Annotated in this window: 13 protein-coding genes and 1 pseudogene; 6 read left to right on the plus strand and 8 right to left on the minus strand. The window is 72.1% G+C overall.

The genetic code is table 11. From position 1 onward, the window contains the following. The first annotated feature begins 26 nt into the window (after nt 1-26). From ACIG36_RS01115 to ACIG36_RS01125, 3 genes are all read left to right on the plus strand, one after another. On the plus strand, nt 27-3,842 hold the full coding sequence (locus ACIG36_RS01115; RefSeq protein WP_399919867.1) for an ABC transporter ATP-binding protein: 3,816 nt from the start codon (nt 27-29) through the stop codon (nt 3,840-3,842). Nucleotides 3,843-3,903: 61 nt separating this feature from the next. Then, a complete protein-coding gene (locus tag ACIG36_RS01120; RefSeq protein WP_399919870.1) occupies nt 3,904-4,485 on the plus strand; it encodes a dihydrofolate reductase family protein in 582 nt (193 codons plus the stop codon). 125 nt (nt 4,486-4,610) lie between these two features. Further along, nucleotides 4,611-6,041, plus strand: coding sequence for a S28 family serine protease (locus ACIG36_RS01125; RefSeq protein WP_399919873.1), 1,431 nt, complete (start codon nt 4,611-4,613; stop codon nt 6,039-6,041). A 19-nt stretch (nt 6,042-6,060) separates the two neighbouring features. On the opposite strand, the gene ACIG36_RS01130 is transcribed toward ACIG36_RS01125, so the two are convergent. Together ACIG36_RS01130 and ACIG36_RS01135 are read right to left on the minus strand one after the other, a co-directional pair. Then, nucleotides 6,061-6,687 carry a hypothetical protein gene (locus tag ACIG36_RS01130; protein WP_399919876.1) on the minus strand — a complete coding sequence of 209 codons (627 nt, stop codon included), beginning with the start codon at nt 6,685-6,687 and terminating at the stop codon, nt 6,061-6,063. 375 nt (nt 6,688-7,062) lie between these two features. Then, the gene (locus ACIG36_RS01135) at nt 7,063-7,968 is read right to left on the minus strand and encodes a LysR family transcriptional regulator (RefSeq protein WP_399919879.1); all 906 of its coding nucleotides are present in this window, start codon (nt 7,966-7,968) and stop codon (nt 7,063-7,065) included. A 135-nt stretch (nt 7,969-8,103) separates the two neighbouring features. Here ACIG36_RS01135 and ACIG36_RS01140 point away from each other — a divergent pair. Further along, nucleotides 8,104-8,868, plus strand: a pseudogene (locus tag ACIG36_RS01140) (EamA family transporter); the annotation flags it as partial. 52 nt (nt 8,869-8,920) lie between these two features. On the opposite strand, the gene ACIG36_RS01145 reads toward ACIG36_RS01140, so the two are convergent. After that, nucleotides 8,921-9,727, minus strand: coding sequence for a sugar phosphate isomerase/epimerase family protein (locus tag ACIG36_RS01145; RefSeq protein WP_399919882.1), 807 nt, complete (start codon nt 9,725-9,727; stop codon nt 8,921-8,923). Nucleotides 9,728-10,070: 343 nt separating this feature from the next. On the opposite strand from ACIG36_RS01145, the gene ACIG36_RS01150 reads away from it, so the two are divergent. Both ACIG36_RS01150 and ACIG36_RS01155 read left to right on the plus strand, forming a co-directional pair. Further along, nucleotides 10,071-12,317, plus strand: coding sequence for an ATP-dependent RecD-like DNA helicase (locus ACIG36_RS01150; protein WP_399919885.1), 2,247 nt, complete (start codon nt 10,071-10,073; stop codon nt 12,315-12,317). A 169-nt stretch (nt 12,318-12,486) separates the two neighbouring features. Then, nucleotides 12,487-13,776, plus strand: a complete 1,290-nt coding sequence (locus ACIG36_RS01155) for a citrate synthase (protein WP_399919888.1) — start codon at nt 12,487-12,489, stop codon at nt 13,774-13,776. Nucleotides 13,777-14,166: 390 nt separating this feature from the next. On the opposite strand, the gene ACIG36_RS01160 is transcribed toward ACIG36_RS01155, so the two are convergent. The 5 genes from ACIG36_RS01160 to ACIG36_RS01180 all read right to left on the minus strand — a co-directional run bounded on the left by ACIG36_RS01160 (nt 14,167) and on the right by ACIG36_RS01180 (nt 17,955). Beyond that, complete coding sequence (locus tag ACIG36_RS01160) at nt 14,167-14,430, minus strand: heavy-metal-associated domain-containing protein (RefSeq protein WP_399919891.1); 264 nt, start codon at nt 14,428-14,430, stop codon at nt 14,167-14,169. A gap of 57 nt (nt 14,431-14,487) precedes the next feature. Further along, nucleotides 14,488-14,691, minus strand: a complete 204-nt coding sequence (locus ACIG36_RS01165) for a helix-turn-helix transcriptional regulator (protein ID WP_399919894.1) — start codon at nt 14,689-14,691, stop codon at nt 14,488-14,490. Between the two features lie 258 nt (nt 14,692-14,949). Continuing rightward, nucleotides 14,950-15,951 (minus strand): Gfo/Idh/MocA family oxidoreductase, encoded by a 1,002-nt coding sequence (locus tag ACIG36_RS01170; RefSeq protein ID WP_399922099.1) that lies wholly within the window; start codon nt 15,949-15,951, stop codon nt 14,950-14,952. A gap of 20 nt (nt 15,952-15,971) precedes the next feature. Then, nucleotides 15,972-16,994 carry a Gfo/Idh/MocA family protein gene (locus ACIG36_RS01175; RefSeq protein ID WP_399919897.1) on the minus strand — a complete coding sequence of 341 codons (1,023 nt, stop codon included), beginning with the start codon at nt 16,992-16,994 and terminating at the stop codon, nt 15,972-15,974. 31 nt (nt 16,995-17,025) lie between these two features. Continuing rightward, entirely contained in the window at nt 17,026-17,955 is a 930-nt protein-coding gene (locus ACIG36_RS01180) for a sugar phosphate isomerase/epimerase family protein (protein WP_399919900.1), read from the minus strand. Nucleotides 17,956-18,076: the final 121 nt, after the last annotated feature.

An 18,076-nucleotide genomic window follows, 5' to 3' on the forward strand; every position in this document is an offset into this window, starting at 1 on the left:
GGGAGCGGGGCAGCGGGAGGTCTCGGGTGGCGGCGACGGATACCGGTCAGGGCTGGGCCAGGCGGCTCGCGGGCTACTGCTGGCGGTACCGCGGAGCGGTACTCCTCGCGCTGGGCTCCTCGCTCGCCGGCATGGCCGTCATGGCGCTCGTACCGCTGATACCCAAGCTGATCATCGACGACGTCATAGGCTCCGGCGAGCGCCCGCTCGCCCCCTGGGCCACACTGCTGATCGTGGCCGCGGTCGTCGTCTACGGCCTCACCTACCTCCGCCGCTACTACGGCGGCAGGCTCGCCCTCGACGTCCAGCACGACATGCGGACCGAGATGTACGCCGCGATCGCCCGCCTCGACGGCAAGCGGCAGGACGAGCTCTCCACCGGCCAGGTCGTCGGCCGGGCCACCAGCGACCTGCAGCTCATCCAGAGCCTGCTGTTCATGCTGCCGATGATGATCGGCAACATCCTCCTCTTCCTCATCTCGCTCGTCGTGATGGCGGTGCTCTCACCGCTGCTGACCGTGGTGGCCCTCGCCGTCGCCCCCGCCATCTGGTTCCTCGCCCAGCGCAGCCGCGTCAAGCTCTTCCCGGCCACCTGGTACGCCCAGGGGCAGGCGGCGGCCGTGGCGGGCGTCGTGGACGGCGCCGTCACAGGCGTGCGGGTCGTCAAGGGCTTCGGCCAGGAGGCCCAGGAGGCGGACAAGCTCCGCGAGGTCAGCGGCCGGCTCTTCGCCGGCCGGATGCGCGTCATCCGCCTGAACTCCCGCTACACGCCCGCTCTGCAGGCCGTGCCCGCGCTCGGCCAGGTGGCCATGCTCGCCCTCGGCGGCTGGATGGCCACGCGCGGACAGGTCACGCTGGGCACCTTCGTCGCCTTCTCGACCTACCTGGCGCAGCTCGTGGGCCCGGTGCGGATGCTGACGATGGTCCTCACCGTCGGCCAGCAGGCCCGCGCGGGCGTCGAGCGCGTGCTCGAGCTCATCGACACCGAGCCGGTGGTCAAGGAGCGCGCAGGGGCGCGCGAGCTGCCCGCCGACGCTCCCGCGACGGTCGAGTTCGACGACGTGACCTTCGGCTACGACCCCGAGCGGCCCGTCGTGGACGGACTCTCCCTGCGCATCGAGCCCGGCGAGACCGTCGCCGTGGTCGGCGCCTCCGGCAGCGGCAAGTCGACGCTCGCCCTGCTGCTGCCGCGCTTCTACGACGTCACCTCCGGCTCCGTCCGCGTCGGCGGGCACGACGTGCGCGAGCTGACCCTGCCCTCGCTGCGCGCGGCCATCGGGCTCGTGCCGGAGGACAGCTTCCTGTTCTCCGACAGCATCCGCGACAACATCGCCTACGGCGTGCCGGAGGCGACCGACGAGCAGATCCGCTCGGCCGCGCGGGCCGCGCAGGCGGACGGCTTCATCACCGCACTGCCGGAGGGCTACGACACCAAGGTCGGCGAACAGGGCCTGACGCTCTCCGGCGGCCAGCGCCAGCGCATCGCGCTCGCCCGCGCGATCCTCACCGACCCCCGCCTGCTGCTGCTCGACGACGCCACGTCCGCCGTGGACGCGCGCGTGGAGCACGAGATCCACGAGGCGCTGCGCGGCGTCATGGCGGGCCGTACGACCCTCCTGATCGCCCACCGCGCCTCCACCCTGGGCCTCGCCGACCGCATCGCGGTGCTCGACGCGGGCCGCCTGGTGGACATCGGCACGGCACAGGAGCTGCAGGCGCGCTGCGAGCCGTACCGCCGCCTGCTGACGGACCCCGACGAGCTCGCCGGCGTCGCCAAGGACCCCGCGGGCCTGGCCGGCGCGGGCCCGGAGCCGGACGGTCACGCGCGGGCGCTCGCGGGGGCCTTCGGCGGTGAGCCGGCGGCCGGCGGCCTCGACGGGCGTCCGACCGGGGCCCGGCGGGATTCCGCCGGGCGCGCCACGGTCGACGGCATCACCCCCCATCTGTGGGTGCGCAAGGACGCCGGTGACGGGGGCGAGGCGCACGGCGCGCTCGCCGACATGCCCGCCACCCCCGAACTGCTCGCCCAGGTGGACGCCCTGCCGCCCGCCAGCGACACCCCCGGCATCGACGAGGAGCGCGCCGCCCGGCCCGAGGAGTCGTACGGGCTGCGGCGCCTGCTGCGCGGCTTCGGGGCGCCCCTGGCCGTCAGCCTGCTGCTGGTGGCCGTCGACGCGCTGGCCGGCCTTCTGCTGCCCGTCCTGATCCGGCACGGCATCGACCAGGGCGTCCAGCGCCTGGCGCTCGGTGCCGTGTGGGCGGCCTCCGGGCTCGCGCTGCTGGTGGTGGCCTGCCAGTGGGCGGCGCAGATCGGTGAGACCCGGATGACCGGGCGGACCGGCGAGCGCGTGCTGTACTCGCTGCGCGTGAAGATCTTCGCCCAGCTGCAGCGGCTCGGCCTGGACTACTACGAGCGCGAGCTCACCGGCAAGATCATGACCCGGATGACGACGGACATCGACGCCATGTCGACGTTCCTGCAGACCGGGCTGGTCACCGCCGTCGTCTCCGTCCTCACCTTCTTCGGCATACTCGTCGCGCTCCTGGTCATCGACGTGGAGCTGGCCCTGGTCGTCTTCGCCACCCTGCCTCCGCTCGTCATCGGCACGGTCTACTTCCGCCGGCAGAGCGTCAAGGCCTACGAGCTGGCCCGTGAGCGTGTCGGCCTGGTCAACGCCGACCTGCAGGAGAGCGTCGCCGGGCTGCGCATCGTGCAGGCGTTCCGCCGGGAGCGGGCGGGCGGCGAGCGGTTCGCCGGGCGCAGCGCCGAGTACCGCCACGCGCGCGTGCACGGCCAGTGGCTGATCTCGGTGTACTTCCCCTTCGTGCAGCTGCTGTCGTCCGTCGCGGCGGCCGCGGTGCTGATCGTGGGCGCCGGCCGGGTGAGCGACGGCACGCTGACGACGGGCGCGCTGGTGGCGTACCTGCTCTACATCGATCTGTTCTTCGCGCCGGTGCAGCAGCTCTCGCAGGTCTTCGACGGCTATCAGCAGGCCACGGTCTCCCTGGGCCGGGTGCAGGAGCTGCTGCGCGAGCCCACGACCACGCCGGTGGCGGCCGACCCGGGCGAGGTGCGCAAGCTGGCCGGCGAAGTCGTCTTCGACGACGTGCGGTTCCGCTACGGCGGCGCCGACGGGGCCGAGGAGGCCTCCGCCGCGCTGGACGGGATCCGGCTGACCGTACCGGCCGGGCAGACGGTGGCGTTCGTCGGCGAGACGGGCGCCGGAAAGTCCACGCTGGTCAAGCTGGTCGCGCGGTTCTACGACCCCACCTCGGGGGCCGTCCTCGTCGACGGCCGGGACCTGCGCGACCTGGAGCCGGTCTCCTACCGGCACCGGCTCGGCGTCGTCCCGCAGGAGCCCTACCTCTTCCCCGGCACCGTGCGCGACTCCATCGCCTACGGGCGCCCGGACGCGAGCGACGCCCAGGTGGAGGCGGCGGCACGGGCGGTGGGGGCGCACGAGATGATCGCCACGCTGGACGGGGGCTATCTGCACCCGGTCACCGAGCGCGGCCGCAATCTCTCCGCCGGGCAGCGGCAGTTGATCGCCCTGGCCCGCGCCGAGCTGGTCGACCCGGACATCCTGCTGCTGGACGAGGCCACGGCCGCCCTGGACCTGGCGACCGAGGCGCTGGTCAACCAGGCCACCGACCGGCTGGCCGGCCGCCGGACGACCCTGGTGGTCGCGCACCGGCTGAGCACCGCCGCCCGCGCCGACCGGGTGGTCGTCCTCGACGGCGGCCGCGTCGTCGAGGACGGTACGCACGCCCAGCTGCTGGTGAAGGACGGCCGGTACGCGGAGCTGTGGCGCACGTTCACGGGCGAGGCGGTACCGGCCTGACGGGGAAACCTGTAGGTTGAGCCGGCATTTAATGATCTTGATCCGGGCAACGGGGGAACACATGCGCAAGCTGGTCTACTACGTCGGCATGACCATCGACGGCTGCATCGCGGGGCCGGAGCACCAGTACGAGTTCATGCTGTCCGTCCTCGACGAGGACTACACGGCGGCGATGACGGGGGGCTACTCCGACACCCTGCCCTCGCACGTGCGCCCCATGCTGGGCCTCGGCCCGGACAACCGGGAGTTCGACACGGTCGTCATGGGCCGGGCCACCTACGAGCCGGGCGTGAAGGAGGGCGTCACCAGCCCGTACGCGCACCTCGAGCAGTACGTGGTCTCCAAGTCCCTCACCACCAGCCCCGACCCCGACATCACGGTCTTCGACGGTGACCCGGTGGAGCTGGTGCGCGAGCTCAAGGCGCGCGAGGGCAAGGCCATCTACCTGTGCGGCGGGGCCAACGTCGCCGGGCAGCTGCGCTCGGAGATCGACGAGCTGGTGGTGAAGATCTACCCGTTCGTGGCGGGCGACGGCATCCGGCTGTTCGACGCCGAGTTCTCCCCGGAGCGGTACGAGCTGAAGGAGTCGCGCACGTTCGCCAACGGCGCGGTCGTCGTCCGCTACGCCCGGCCCGCCCAGTAGCGGGAGGAACCGGTCGAACCGGGCCGCGCGCCGAGCAAGATCGTGATCTTCTTCGATTGGCTCTGGCGTGGCGCAAGTTGCCCCGGTAGGTTCGCGGCGACCTTTGCGAACCCAGGGGAGGGCGCATGCGCAAGGCTCTCAGAGCGCTGCTGGCGCTGACGATGTCCATAGGGGCAGTCGGCGCCGGCAGTGCGACGGCAGGTGCGGCAACGACCACCGACACCGTGCCGGACATAAAGCAACGCATCCTGAGCATTCCCGGGATGAGTTTCGTCGAGGAGAAGCCCTACGAGGGCTACCGCTACCTCGTGCTCAACTACAAGCAGCCCGTCGACCACAGGAACCCGGGCAAGGGGACGTTCGAGCAGCGCTTCACGCTGCTGCACAAGTCCGCCGACCGGCCCACGGTCTTCTTCACCTCCGGCTACAACGTCAACACCACCCCGTCGCGCAGCGAGCCGACCCGGATCGTCGACGGCAACCAGGTGTCGATGGAGTACCGGTACTTCACCCCGTCGCGGCCCAAGCCCGCCGACTGGTCGAAGCTCGACATCTGGCAGGCCGCCAGCGACCAGCACCGCCTCTACACCGCCCTCAAGCCGGTCTACAACAAGAACTGGTTGGCCACCGGCGGCAGCAAGGGCGGCATGACGGCCACCTACTTCCGTCGCTTCTACCCGAACGACATGAACGGCACCGTCGCCTACGTCGCGCCCAACGACGTGGTCAACAACGAGGACTCGGCGTACGACCGCTTCTTCGCGAACGTCGGCGACAAGGCCTGCCGCACCCAGCTGAACTCGGTGCAGCGCGAGGCACTGGTGCGCCGCGACGAGATCGTTGCCCGCTACCAGAAGTGGGCCGACGCCAACGGCCGGACGTTCAAGGTCGTCGGCAGCGCCGACAAGGCCTACGAGAACGTCGTCCTCGACCTGGCCTGGGCCTTCTGGCAGTACCACCTGCAGAGCGACTGCAAGACGGTGCCCGCCACCAAGGCGTCGACGGACGACCTGTACAAGTTCGTGGACGAGATCTCCGGCTTCGACGCCTACACCGACCAGGGCCTGCAGCAGTACACCCCGTACTACTACCAGGCGGGCACCGAGCTGGGCGCCCCGACGTTCAAGTCCCCGCACCTCAAGGGCCTGCTGCGGTACCCCGGCATCTACGCGCCGCGCAACTACGTGCCGCGTGACATCCCGATGACGTTCCGCGACGGCGCCATGGCGGACGTCGACCGCTGGGTGCGCGAGAAGAGCGAGCGCATGCTCTTCGTCTACGGCCAGAACGACCCCTGGAGCGCGGAACCGTTCCGCCTCGGAAAGAACGCCGAGAAGCGGCACGACTTCCGGTTCTACGCGCCGGGCGGCAACCACGGCACCAAGATCGCCGACCTGGTGGCCGACGAGCGCGCCAAGGCCACTGCCGAGGTCCTGCGCTGGGCGGGCGTCGCCCCCGCGGCCGTCCAGAAGGACGACCGCAACGCCAAGCCGCTGGCGCCGTTCAACTCCAAGCTCGACCGGCAGAACGCCGACCGGCAGACGCTGCGACCGTAAGGCCGGACGATCGCATGTTCTAGGACAGGCGGCGGGCGCACCCCACGGGTGCCCCGCCGCCGACCTGTACGTACAGGTCCGTCGCCGACGGGCAGTCGTCGCGGGCGGGGGCCGTGGACTCCACCCGGAACTCCGGCTCACGCCCCCGTGAGCCGTCGCACGCGGTCTCCTTCACCACCCCGTGCCGCTCGGTGTACACGCAGTCGCCCGGCACCGTCAGCGGGCCGCCGCCCATGCCCGGATCCCCCGGGTGCGGCGGCCGCAGGTTCCGCATGCAGGCGTAGCCCTCCGGGACGCTCTCCGACTCAGACGTGCCGGCGTCGACGGCCGTGATGTGCAGGACGAAGTCCGTGGTGTCCGGGCAGCGCGGACCGCCGGCCCGCGGGCCGTAGTAGCGGGCGAGGACGCTCGCGGTGGCCTGCCCGCCCCCGCAGTCCACCTCGCCGAAGGCAGGCCGCCCACGGCCCGTACAGGCACCCGCACCCAGGAACGTGGCGCCGTGCCCCGGACCGGCCGGCAGCACCTCGCCGCCCTGGGCGACGGTCTCCGCCCCGGAGCGTCCGGCGGCCTGACAGCCGGTGAGCGCGTACGACCCGTACAGCACGGCCAGCGCGAACAGCGCCTTCGGCAGCGCACGATGGCGCATGATCCCCCCAAAACACCTTACGAGCGTCCAGAGTTACCCGACAGCCACCGGCGCACACCAGGCGTGCGGGAGGCTTCGCGCAGGGTGACCGCACGCCCCCTGCGTCCGGATCGCCGCCCGCCGGCCGGGCGGTCCGCCACCGGTGCGACAAGAGGGGGTGCACCGGCGGCGGCGCGCTGCCGTCCGCAGGCGGCGGAGAGGGTGGTCAGCAACGCGGCCAGCGGCGGCGCCGACACCGCTCTGCGGAGACCCAGCGGCAGCACACACCTTGGACGGGCCGCGCGCCGGGGCGGTTCCTGCGGGGTGCGCGGCGCGACACGGCCGCCTTCTCGCGCGCCCGGCCGGAGCGGGCCGCTGCCGGTTGGGGAACACCCGTCAGAACGTGCGCTGCGGCCACTGCTCGCGCAGCAGCCGCACCGTCTCGTGGATCGCCGGACGGCGGGCCGCGCCCGCTCGCCAGTAGGCGAACAGCCGCCGGACGGGAGTGGGCTCCAGGGGCAGCGCCAGCACGCCGTCGGGCAGCCGGCCCCGGCCCAGCCGCGGCACGAGCGCGATGCCCAGCCCCGCGGCGACCAGCGCGACCTGGGTGTGGTTCTCGGCGACCTGATAGGCGAGGTCCGGCTCGCTCCCGGCGGCCCGCAGGGTACGGACGAGCCAGTCGTGGCAGACCGTACCGGGCGGCTGGGACACCCAGCGCTGGTGCGCCAGGTCCGCCTCGCGCAGCGGGCCCAGCCCGGCCAGTGGATGGCCCGCCGGCACCAGCACGTCGCAGAGGTCGTCGCCGATCCGGGTCCGCTGAAGGCCGTCCGGCGCGGGCAGCGGTTCGGTGTCCCACTCGAAGGTGACCGTCAGATCGAGCACGCCCTGCGCCACCATGCCGACGGACAGATGCGGGTCGACCTCGGCCAGGCGTGCGTCCAGGGAGGGGTGTTCGCGGCTGAGCGCGGCCAGCACGCCGGGCAGCAGCCCGCGCGCGGCCGAGGCGAACGCCCCGACCATCAGCCGGCCCGTCGGCAGCCCGCGCCGCTCCTCCAACTCCGTCTCCGCCCGTTCCACCATCACCAGCAGCTCGCGCGCGGTCTCCGCCAGGCGGACGGCCGCGTCGGTCAGCACCACGCCCCGCCCCCGGCGCTCGAGCAGGGTCGTGCGGGTCTCGCGCTCCAGCTTGGTGACCGCCTGGGAGACGGCCGACGGCGTGTAGCCCAGGGCGTCGGCGGCCGCGACCACCGAGCCGTGAACGGATATGGCGTGCAGTGCCCGCAGCCGGGACAGATCCAGCATGTCCTTCGCCCCCATCGGTGACCACCAGTGACCGCACCGCCCATCATTGAGCGTTGCTGAATCCCATCATGAAGAAACCCGCGCTGGTGCTACATGGTCGCCGCGGATGATCCTCGTCGCATGCGTCCGCTGCACATGGCCCTGGCCGTCTCCGTCGCCGCCCTGTGGGGCGTCAACTTCGTCGTCATACGCGTCGGCCTCGACCACTTCCCGCCTCTGCTCTTCTGCGCGCTGCGCTTCCTCGCGGCCGCGCTGCCCGCCGTCTTCTTCGCCGGGCGGCCGCCCGTCAAATGGCGGTGGATCATCGGCGTGGGACTGGTGCTCGGAGTGGGGAAGTTCGGGCTGCTGTTCGTCGGGATGCACGTGGGTATGCCGACCGGACTGGCCTCGCTGGTGCTGCAGGCACAGGCGGTCTTCACCGCGCTCTTCGCCATGCTCGCCCTGGCCGAACGTCCGGGCGGCGTACGGCTGCTGGGCATGGCGATCGCCCTGGTGGGCATCGCCGTGGCGGCCGTGGACGAGGGCACCTCCGGCTCCCTGGCCGGCTTCGCCCTGGTCGTCGTCGCGGCGGCCTGCTGGGGCGTCTCCAACGTCCTGACCCGCAAGGCCCGGCCGTCCGACGCGCTGCGCTTCACCGTGTGGATCAGCACCGTCCCGGTGCTGCCGCTGTTGCTGCTCTCCCTGGTCTTCGAGGGCCCGGCCGCCGACGCCGAGGCGCTGCGCTCGCTCGACTGGAGCGGGGCCGGCGCCATCCTGTTCGTCGCCTGGGTCAGTACCGTGCTCGGTTTCGGCGCCTGGGGCTTCCTGCTGCGCACCTACGACGCCTCGGCCGTCGCCCCCTACTCGCTGCTGGTGCCCGTGTTCGGGATGTCCTCGGCGGCGCTGCTGCTGGGCGAGGGCGTCGGACCGCTGCGTTGGTGCGCGGCGGCGCTGCTGGTGGGCGGTGTCGGCCTCACCTCCCTGGCGGGGCGGCGGCGACCAGCCCCCGCAGGTACTCCGCTCCCGGCCCCGCGAGCTGGGCGAAGTCGGCCACCTGTGGATGCCAGCGCTTCTCGTACTCCCAGCACAGCCAGCCGTCCCAGCCCGCCCGCCTGAGCGTCCCCACGCAGGCGCCGAGCGGCAGGACGCCCGTGCCGAGCTGCAGCGGGGTGGTGTCGTCGGCCGAACCGACGTCCTTGACCTGGACGTAGCCCAGGTGCGGGGCAAGCGCCGGAAAGCTGACGCCCGGCTCCTCGCCGCCCAGCCAGGTGTGCAGCACGTCCCACAGCGCCCCGATGCTGCCGTGCCCCACCGGCCCCAGGATGCGCACGGCATCCTGGGCGCGGCGGTGGGAGTCGTGGGTCTCCAGCAGGACGCGCACGCCCGTGTCGGCGGCGAGCGGCGCGATCGCCCCGAGCCGGCGTGCCGCGGCCGCGTCGGCCTCGGCGGCGGGCCGCGTGCCTCCGCCGGGGAAGACCCGCACGTACGAGGCCCCGAGGTCGCCCGCGAGGCGCACCAGGCCGTCCAGCTCCGCGAGCACCGGCTCGTCGGGCCCGGCCGCGGCGACCTCCGCGTAGCCGGCCACCGCCAGGACCGCGACGCCCGCCTCCGCGAACTCCAGGTTCGCCGCGGTCCGCTGTGCGGGCGTGCTGCCGAGGTGAAGCGGTTCCTCCGGATGGGCGCGCAGTTCGACGCCGTCGTAGCCGTACGCGCTCGCGAGCCGCACCACCTCGGGCACGGGGAGCCCGGGGGTGCCGAGGGTGGAGAAGGCCAGTTTCATGCTGATCGGTTTCCCCGCGCGGGGGCGGGGGATGCCTCGCGGCCCGAAGTCGTACACATGTGCCGCGACCTGGGGTTCGGCACTGTAGGTAACGGAATCATAACGCCTCGGAATCGCTGCAACCCTTCGCGGCCCTGGTGGGTCGTTAAGGGCATCAGGCTTCCTGGGGAGGGATCCGGGGGGATTCGGAGGAAGCCGGACCGAGGGGGGAACACGAGGGGCCCGGTCGTCGGACCGGGCCCCTCGAGTCGTTTCCGGCCGGACTGCTGGTGCCGCGGCGAACCGGAACGACGGTTATCCACAGGCCCGAACGTCTGTCGGACCTCGGCTGTACCGTCGGGGCATGGTGCAACTGGCTGTGGTCGAAGGGGTTCTCGAGCGGATCACCTACGCCAACGAGGAGAACGGCTACACCGTCGCGCGCGTCGACACCGGGCGCGGCGGCGGAGACCTGCTCACGGTGGTCGGCTCGCTGCTCGGCGCGCAGCCGGGGGAGTCGCTGCGGCTGGAGGGGCGTTGGGGCTCCCACCCGCAGTACGGCAAGCAGTTCACCGTCGAGAACTACACGACGGTCCTGCCCGCCACCATCCAGGGCATCCGCCGCTATCTGGGTTCCGGCCTGATCAAGGGCATCGGGCCGCGCATCGCCGACCGCATCGTCAGTCACTTCGGCACGGACACCCTCGACATCATCGAGAGCGAACCCGCGCGCCTGATCGAGGTCCCCGGCCTGGGCCCCAAGCGCACGAAGTCGATCGGTGCCGCGTGGGAGGAACAGAAGGCCATCAAGGAGGTGATGGTCTTCCTGCAGGGCGTCGGCGTGTCGACCTCGATCGCCGTGCGCATCTACAAGAAGTACGGCGACGCCTCGATCTCCGTCGTCCGCAACCAGCCCTACCGGCTGGCCGCGGACGTCTGGGGCATCGGCTTCCTGACCGCCGACCGCATCGCCCAGTCGGTGGGCATTCCGCACGACAGCCCGGACCGGGTCAAGGCGGGCCTGCAGTACGCGCTGTCCCAGTCCACCGACCAGGGTCACTGCTTCCTTCCCGAGGAGCAATTGATCGCCGACGCGGTGAAGTTGCTGCAGGTGGACACCGGCCTGGTCATCGACTGCCTCGCCGAGCTGGCCGAAGGCGGTCCGGACGGTCCGGACGGCGTGGGCGTAGTCCGCGAGAGCGTCCCCGGCCCGGACGGCGGCGAGCCGGTCACCGCCGTCTACCTCGTGCCCTTCCACCGCGCGGAGCTCTCCCTGGCCGGACAGGTGACGCGGCTGCTGCGCGCCGAGGAGGACCGCCTCGGCGTCTTCCGGGGCGTCGACTGGGACAAGGCCCTGGCCTGGCTCGCGGGGCGCACCGGGGCCGAACTGGCGCCCGAGCAGCAGCAGGCCGTCCGGCTCGCGCTCACCAGCCGCGTCGCGGTCCTCACCGGCGGTCCCGGCTGCGGCAAGTCGTTCACCGTGCGGTCGGTCGTGGAGCTGGCCCGCGCCAAGAAGGCCAAGGTGGTGTTGGCCGCGCCCACCGGCCGGGCGGCCAAGCGGCTCTCCGAGCTCACCGGCGCCGAGGCGTCCACCGTGCACCGGCTGCTGGAGCTCAAGCCCGGCGGCGACGCGGCCTACGACCGGGACCGGCCGCTGGACGCCGACCTGGTGGTGGTCGACGAGGCGTCGATGCTGGATCTGCTGCTGGCCAACAAGCTGGTCAAGGCCGTGCCGCCGGGCGCGCACCTGCTGCTCGTCGGGGACGTGGACCAGCTGCCCTCGGTGGGAGCGGGCGAGGTGCTGCGCGACCTGCTGGCGGAGGGCAGCCCGGTGCCGGCGGTCCGGCTCACCCGGATCTTCCGGCAGGCGCAGCAGTCCGGAGTGGTGACCAATGCACACCGCATCAACTCCGGGGTGCCGCCCATCACTCGGGGGATGACGGATTTCTTCCTCTTCGTCGAGGAGGACACCGAGGAGGCCGGCCGGCTCACCGTGGACGTGGCCGCCCGGCGCGTCCCCGCCAAGTTCGGGCTCGACCCGCGCCGTGACATCCAGGTGCTGGCCCCGATGCACCGCGGCCCGGCGGGGGCGGGCACCCTCAACGGGCTGCTCCAGCAGGCCATTACGCCCGCGCGGCCCGATCTCGCCGAGCGGCGCTTCGGGGGCCGGGTCTTCCGCGTGGGCGACAAGGTCACCCAGATTCGCAACAACTACGAAAAGGGGCAGAACGGCGTCTTCAACGGCACGGTGGGCGTGGTCACCGCGCTGGACGCCGTCGAGCAACGGCTGACCGTCCGCACGGACGAGGACGAGGAGGTCGGCTACGACTTCGACGAACTCGACGAACTCGCCCACGCCTACGCGGTGACCATTCACCGCTCGCAGGGCAGCGAGTACCCGGCCGTGGTGATCCCCGTCACCACGGGTGCCTGGATGATGCTGCAGCGCAATCTGCTCTACACCGCCGTAACCAGGGCAAAGCGGCTCGTGGTGCTGGTGGGATCCCAGCGTGCGCTGGGCCAGGCGGTGCGTACGGTGTCGGCCGGGAGGCGCTTCACGGCGCTTGATCACCGGCTCTCGGGGGGTGGTGGAGGTGGCGTTCGTCTCTGAACGGTTTACCAATCCGGGCGAAGGGGGCAGGATGGGCAGGCTGGGCGGCACTGAGTGCCGTCTTTAGGCCCTATGGCCGACCCCGAGTGCACGTACATCGTCCAAATGGGGGAAGGTAGGGGTAGTCAGGGCACCTCGAAGAAGAGGCACAACGTCGGTGAGGGATGACGTGAGCGACAACTCTGTAGTTCTGCGGTACGGGGACGGCGAATACACCTACCCGGTGGTCGGCAGCACCGTTGGCGACAAGGGCTTCGATATCGGCAAGCTCCGCGCCCAGACCGGTCTGGTGACCCTGGACTCCGGGTACGGCAACACCGCCGCCTACAAGTCCGCGATCACCTACCTCGACGGCGAGCAGGGCATCCTGCGCTACCGCGGTTACCCGATCGAGCAGCTCGCCGAGCGCAGCTCGTTCCTGGAGACGGCGTTCCTGCTGATCAACGGTGAGCTGCCCACCGTCGACGAGCTGGCGACGTTCAAGGGCGAGATCACCCAGCACACGCTGCTGCACGAGGACGTCAAGCGGTTCTTCGACGGCTTCCCGCGCGACGCCCACCCGATGGCCATGCTGTCCTCCGTGGTCAGCGCGCTGTCGACCTTCTACCAGGACAGCCACAACCCGTTCGACGAGAAGCAGCGTCACCTGTCCACGATCCGGCTGCTGGCCAAGCTGCCGACGATCGCGGCGTACGCGTACAAGAAGTCGATCGGTCACCCGATCGTCTACCCGCGCAACGACCTCGGCTACGTCGAGAACTTCCTGCGCATGACCTTCTCGGTGCCCGCCGCGGAGTTCGAGCTGGACCCGGTCGTCGTCAGCGCCCTGGACAAGCTGCTGATCCTGCACGCCGACCACGAGCAGAACTGCTCCACCTCGACCGTGCGCCTGGTGGGCTCCTCGCAGGCCAACCTCTTCGCGTCGATCTCCGCGGGCATCAATGCCCTGTGGGGCCCGCTGCACGGCGGCGCCAACCAGTCGGTGCTGGAGATGCTCGAGGACATCCAGCGCAACGGCGGCGACGTCGACTCCTTCATCCGCAAGGTGAAGAACAAGGAGGACGGCGTCCGCCTGATGGGCTTCGGCCACCGCGTCTACAAGAGCTTCGACCCCCGGGCGAAGATCATCAAGGCGGCGGCGCACGACGTCCTCTCGGCCCTCGGCAAGTCCGACGAGCTGCTGGACATCGCGCTGAAGCTGGAGGAGCACGCGCTCTCGGACGACTACTTCGTCTCGCGCAACCTCTACCCCAACGTGGACTTCTACACCGGTCTGATCTACCGGGCCATGGGCTTCCCGACCGAGATGTTCACCGTGCTCTTCGCGCTCGGCCGCCTCCCCGGCTGGATCGCCCAGTGGCACGAGATGATCAAGGAGCCGGGCTCCCGCATCGGCCGCCCGCGCCAGATCTACACGGGTGTCGTCGAGCGCGACTTCGTGCCGGTCGAGCAGCGCTGATCCGGCGGTAGACGAGCGAAGGGCGCCCCGCACCGGTCTCCGGTGCGGGGCGCCCTCGTCTGTATGTGTTCTGTGTCCGGGCATGTGAAACCGGCATGTGAAAAGCGCCCCGTCTCCGATCCCCCCACGGGTCGGAGCGAGGCGCTCTTCTGTCCCGGCTCGGATTCCCCCCACGGGATCCGGCCGGGAGCCGACGGACGCGATCTGCCGGGACGCGCACATACGGGAGGGCCGCTCAAAGCTCCCCGGGTACGTGTCCCGGCCACGCGTAGCCGGTCCGTCCCCCAAGACGATCCAGCACTGCCTGGTTAGACCAATGTCCCCCCGCGATGGTTACCTGCAAATCGCTGTGATCTAGGTCTCCCGGCAAAAGGGGACGTCAGGGGCGCCTCAGGCGCGGCCGACGAGCTCGTAGCCGGCCTCGTCCACGGCGGCGCGCACGGCCTCGTCGTCCAGCGGGCCGCCGGTGACGGTGACCAGGCCCGTCGCCGCGACGGCCTGGACCGAGGTGACGCCGGCGAGGGCCGAGACCTCGCTAGTGACCGCGGACTCGCAGTGGCCGCAGGTCATGCCGGTCACCTTGTACACGGTGGTGGTCATGGTGCACTCCTCGCTCGGTGAATCGTTTCGCGTACCGTTCGGCAGCGACAACACCTTACCCCCCGGGGGTATGCCCGAGGGGTGGGGGTGAGAGGAAATACGCCGTGGGCGTCAGGCTCTCGGGCGCCGGTTGCGGTTGCCGGGCCGCGTGGCGACCCAGGTGCGGATGGTGTCGGCGAACCAGTACGGCTTGCCGCCCTCGTTGAGGTCGGGGGCGGGCATCAGCCCGTGTTTCCGGTACGACCGCACGGTGTCGGTCTGTACGCCGAGGTGTGCCGCGACGTCCTTGTAGGACCAGAGTCGACGGTCGGTCATCTCTCGCGCCTCTCCGCCGCGCCACGGCCACGGAGGGGGGTCCGTCGGGGGAGCCGGGGCGCTGCCTTCTTGATCGTCAGACTGTCCCCGGAGAACGACGGAGAGTGATCAGGCGGGCGCGGCTGTCGGCCTCCTGTGACGGAAGGCTCGCGCGGGCGTGACGCCCGTAACAAGGAGATGACTTGGTAACAGCCGTGGCCGGGTACGACCCGGCTGCGCGACGCACGCCCGCCGCGCGAAGCGAGCCCGCCGCGCCGCCTAGCCGACGTCGGCCAGCCGCACCGGCCGGTTCTCCCGTCGCGAGACCTCGCAGGCCTCGGCGATGTGCAGTGCCCGCAGCCCCTCCGCCCCCGGGCACGGGCTCGGCGCCCCCTCCCGCACCGCCCGCACGAAGGCCGCCAGCTCCGCTCGGTACGCCCCCTCGAAGCGCTCCAGGAAGCCGCCCCAGGGCCGCGCGGGCGCCCCGGGCCCCTTCGGCTCGGCCGAGGTCAGCGGGGACCGCCCGGACAGCCCCACGACCCACTGGTCGCGTTCCCCGGACAGCTCCGTCCGTACGTCGTACCCGGCGCCGTTGTAACGGGTGGCGGTGGCCGTGACCAGCGTGCCGTCGTCGAGGGTGAGGAGCGCGGCGGCGGTGTCCACGTCGCCCGCCTCCCGGAAGAAGGCCGCGCCGCCGTTCGAGCCCCGCGCGTACACCTGGACCACCTCGCGGCCGGTCAGCCAGCGCACCGCGTCGAAGTCGTGGACCAGGCAGTCCCGGATCAGCCCGCCGGACTGCGGCAGGAACCCCGCCGGCGGCGGCACCGCGTCCGAGGTGACGCACCGGATGGTGTGCACCCGCCCCAGCGCCCCCGACCGCAGTGCCCGGCGCGCCGCCAGGAACCCGGCGTCGAAGCGCCGCTGGAAGCCGATCTGCAGCAGCGTGCCGGCCGCCTCCACCTCGCGCAGCGCCGTGACCGTGCCCGCCAGGTCCAGCGCGACGGGCTTCTCGCAGAACGCGGGCAGCCCGGCGCGGGCCGCACGAGTGATCAGGTCGGCGTGCGCGGCGGTCGCGGCTGTGATGACCACGGCGTCCACGCCGCTGGAGTTGAGGACCTCGCCCACCGTCCGGGCGGCCCGGCCGCCCACGGCCCGCGCGAGCTCCGCCGCGCGCGCCGGATCGGCGTCGCCGACCACCAGCCCGGCGACCCCGGCCGTGCCGGCCAGTGCGGCGGCGTGGAAGGCGCCGATGCGCCCCGCGCCCAGCAGCCCGATCCGCAGCCCGTCGTCCGCCACCGTGCTCAGCCCCCGTAGAGGGCGGGGCGCGGGGCGAGCGTGACTGTCGTGCGTTCGCCGGTGGCCTGGGCGCACACGCCCGCCTCGCAGACGGCGGCGGCCGCGTAGCCGTCCCAGGCGCTCGGGCCCGTGACCTCGCCGCGCCGCGTGGCGTCCACCCAGGCCTGCACCTCGCGGTCGTAGGCGTCCGCGAAGCGCACCACGTAGTCCTGGGGGATCTCACCGCCCCAGCGGCCGGCGGCGTTGACGTACAGCCCGTCGTCGTCACCGGCGCGGGCGGTGCCGTGCTCGCCGACCGCCTCGCAGCGCACCTGGTAGCCGAAGCCGCAGTTGACGAAGATCTCGACGTCGACGACCGCGCCCCCGGCCGTCTCGAACAGCACCAGCTGAGGGTCACTCAGGCCCTCGGGAGCGACGGCCGACGGAGTGGGCCGCAGCACGGTGACGGCGATGATCTCCTGGCCCAGCAGCCAGCGGGTGGCGTCGATCTCGTGCACGACGGAGTCGCTGATGGTCATCGTGCTGGTGAAGCCGGGCCCGGTGGCCACGTTGCGGTGGACGCAGTGCAGCATCAGCGGCCGTCCGAGCACGCCCGCGTCCAGCACGGCCTTCAGCTGCCGGAACCGTGCGTCGTAGCGCCGCATGAAGCCCACCTGTGCCCGCCGGTGGCCCAGCCGGGCCTCCGCCCGCACCACCCGCAGCGCGGACGCGGCGTCCGGCGTGAGCGGCTTCTCGCACAGCACCGGCAGGTCCCGGGCGAACGCCTCGAGCAGCGCGGCCTCGTGGGCCGGGCCGGGGGAGGCGATCAGGACGGCGTCCACCCCGTCGTCCGCCATCGCGGCGGCGGCGTCGGTGTAGGCGGCGCAGCCGTCCACCCGCCGGGCCGCGGCCTTGGCCCTCTCGCCATCGATGTCGACGACGGCCGCCACGCGCGCGTCGCTGATGACCTCGTCGATGCGCCGGACGTGGTCCGAGCCCATCCGGCCGGTGCCGATCACGGCCACGCCCAGGGTTCCGTCTCGCGTCATTGCTCGATCCTCGGGGAGGGACGTACGGGGGTCACGCGCCGCAGGAGCGCAGGAAGGCGCGGGTGCGCCGGGCGATGGGCAGCGGCTGGTCGGGCGGGCAGGGGTACATGTCCTGCTCGACGATGGCGAACAGGTCCACGCCCAGGCCCTGCGCCGCGGCCAGCACGGGCTCCAGCGCCGGTACGCCGCGCGGCGGTTCGCACATCACGCCCTGCCGGACGGCCGGGCCGAAGGGCGTGCCCGCCTCGATCACGCCGGCGAGGACGGCCGGGTCCACCTGCTTGAGGTGGAGGTAGGCGATGCGCTCGCCGTAGGTCTTGATGAGCTCGACGCTGTCGCCGCCGCAGTAGGCGTAGTGGCCGGTGTCCAGGCAGAGGCCGACCAGCGCCGGGTCGGTGGCGTCCAGGAAGCGCGCGACGTGCGCCTCGGTGTCGATGTGGGTGTCGGCGTGCGGGTGGACGGCGATGGTCAGCCCGTAGACGTCGAGGACCTCCCGTGCGAGGCGTTCCATGCCGGTGCTCAGGTGGTGCCACTGCTCGGCGGTCAGCTCGGGGTTCTCGAGGATCTCGGCGGTCTTGTCGTCGCGCCAGAAGGAGGGGATGACGACGAGGTGGCCGGCGCCCGTGGCGCGGGCGAGCCCGGCCACCCGGGAGACCTGCTCCCAGGTCTCCTCCCAGACGGCGGGGCCGCGGTGCAGGGCGGTGAAGACGGTGCCCGCGGAGACCCGCAGGCCGCGCGACCGGGTCTCCTCCAGCAGCCGGTCGGGGTCGGTGGGCAGGTAGCCGTGGGGGCCCAGCTCGATCCACTCGTAGCCCGCCTCGGCGACCTCGTCCAGGAAGCGCCGCCAGGGCACCTGCGCCGGGTCGTCGGCGAACCACACGCCCCAGGAGTCGGGCGCGGACCCGATGCGGATCCGGTCCAGTACGGGGGGACGGGGCGGAGGTGCGGCGGCGGGGTCCATGCGGCGGCTCTCCTCTCGCCGGTCGGCGCTGACCGGGGAAGGCTTAAGGATGCCCGTAGCTTCCTGGCTGGGCCGAGGAGTGTCAAGGTTTCGTCCGGACATACGGACGTAACGTCAATAC

This window comes from Streptomyces sp. NPDC053048, from assembly GCF_044547045.1.
Classification (GTDB): domain Bacteria; phylum Actinomycetota; class Actinomycetes; order Streptomycetales; family Streptomycetaceae; genus Streptomyces.

What these genes read in the sequence shown, in the direction of transcription:
- ACIG36_RS01120 (WP_399919870.1), top strand. Translation starts at nt 3,904, where the DNA reads ATGCGCAAGCTGGTCTACTACGTCGGCATGACCATCGACGGCTGCATC.
- ACIG36_RS01125 (WP_399919873.1), top strand. Translation starts at nt 4,611, where the DNA reads ATGCGCAAGGCTCTCAGAGCGCTGCTGGCGCTGACGATGTCCATAGGG.
- ACIG36_RS01130 (WP_399919876.1), bottom strand. Translation starts at nt 6,687, where the DNA reads ATGCGCCATCGTGCGCTGCCGAAGGCGCTGTTCGCGCTGGCCGTGCTG.
- ACIG36_RS01135 (WP_399919879.1), bottom strand. Translation starts at nt 7,968, where the DNA reads ATGCTGGATCTGTCCCGGCTGCGGGCACTGCACGCCATATCCGTTCAC.
- ACIG36_RS01145 (WP_399919882.1), bottom strand. Translation starts at nt 9,727, where the DNA reads ATGAAACTGGCCTTCTCCACCCTCGGCACCCCCGGGCTCCCCGTGCCC.
- ACIG36_RS01150 (WP_399919885.1), top strand. Translation starts at nt 10,071, where the DNA reads ATGGTGCAACTGGCTGTGGTCGAAGGGGTTCTCGAGCGGATCACCTAC.
- ACIG36_RS01165 (WP_399919894.1), bottom strand. Translation starts at nt 14,691, where the DNA reads ATGACCGACCGTCGACTCTGGTCCTACAAGGACGTCGCGGCACACCTC.
- ACIG36_RS01175 (WP_399919897.1), bottom strand. Translation starts at nt 16,994, where the DNA reads ATGACGCGAGACGGAACCCTGGGCGTGGCCGTGATCGGCACCGGCCGG.
- ACIG36_RS01180 (WP_399919900.1), bottom strand. Translation starts at nt 17,955, where the DNA reads ATGGACCCCGCCGCCGCACCTCCGCCCCGTCCCCCCGTACTGGACCGG.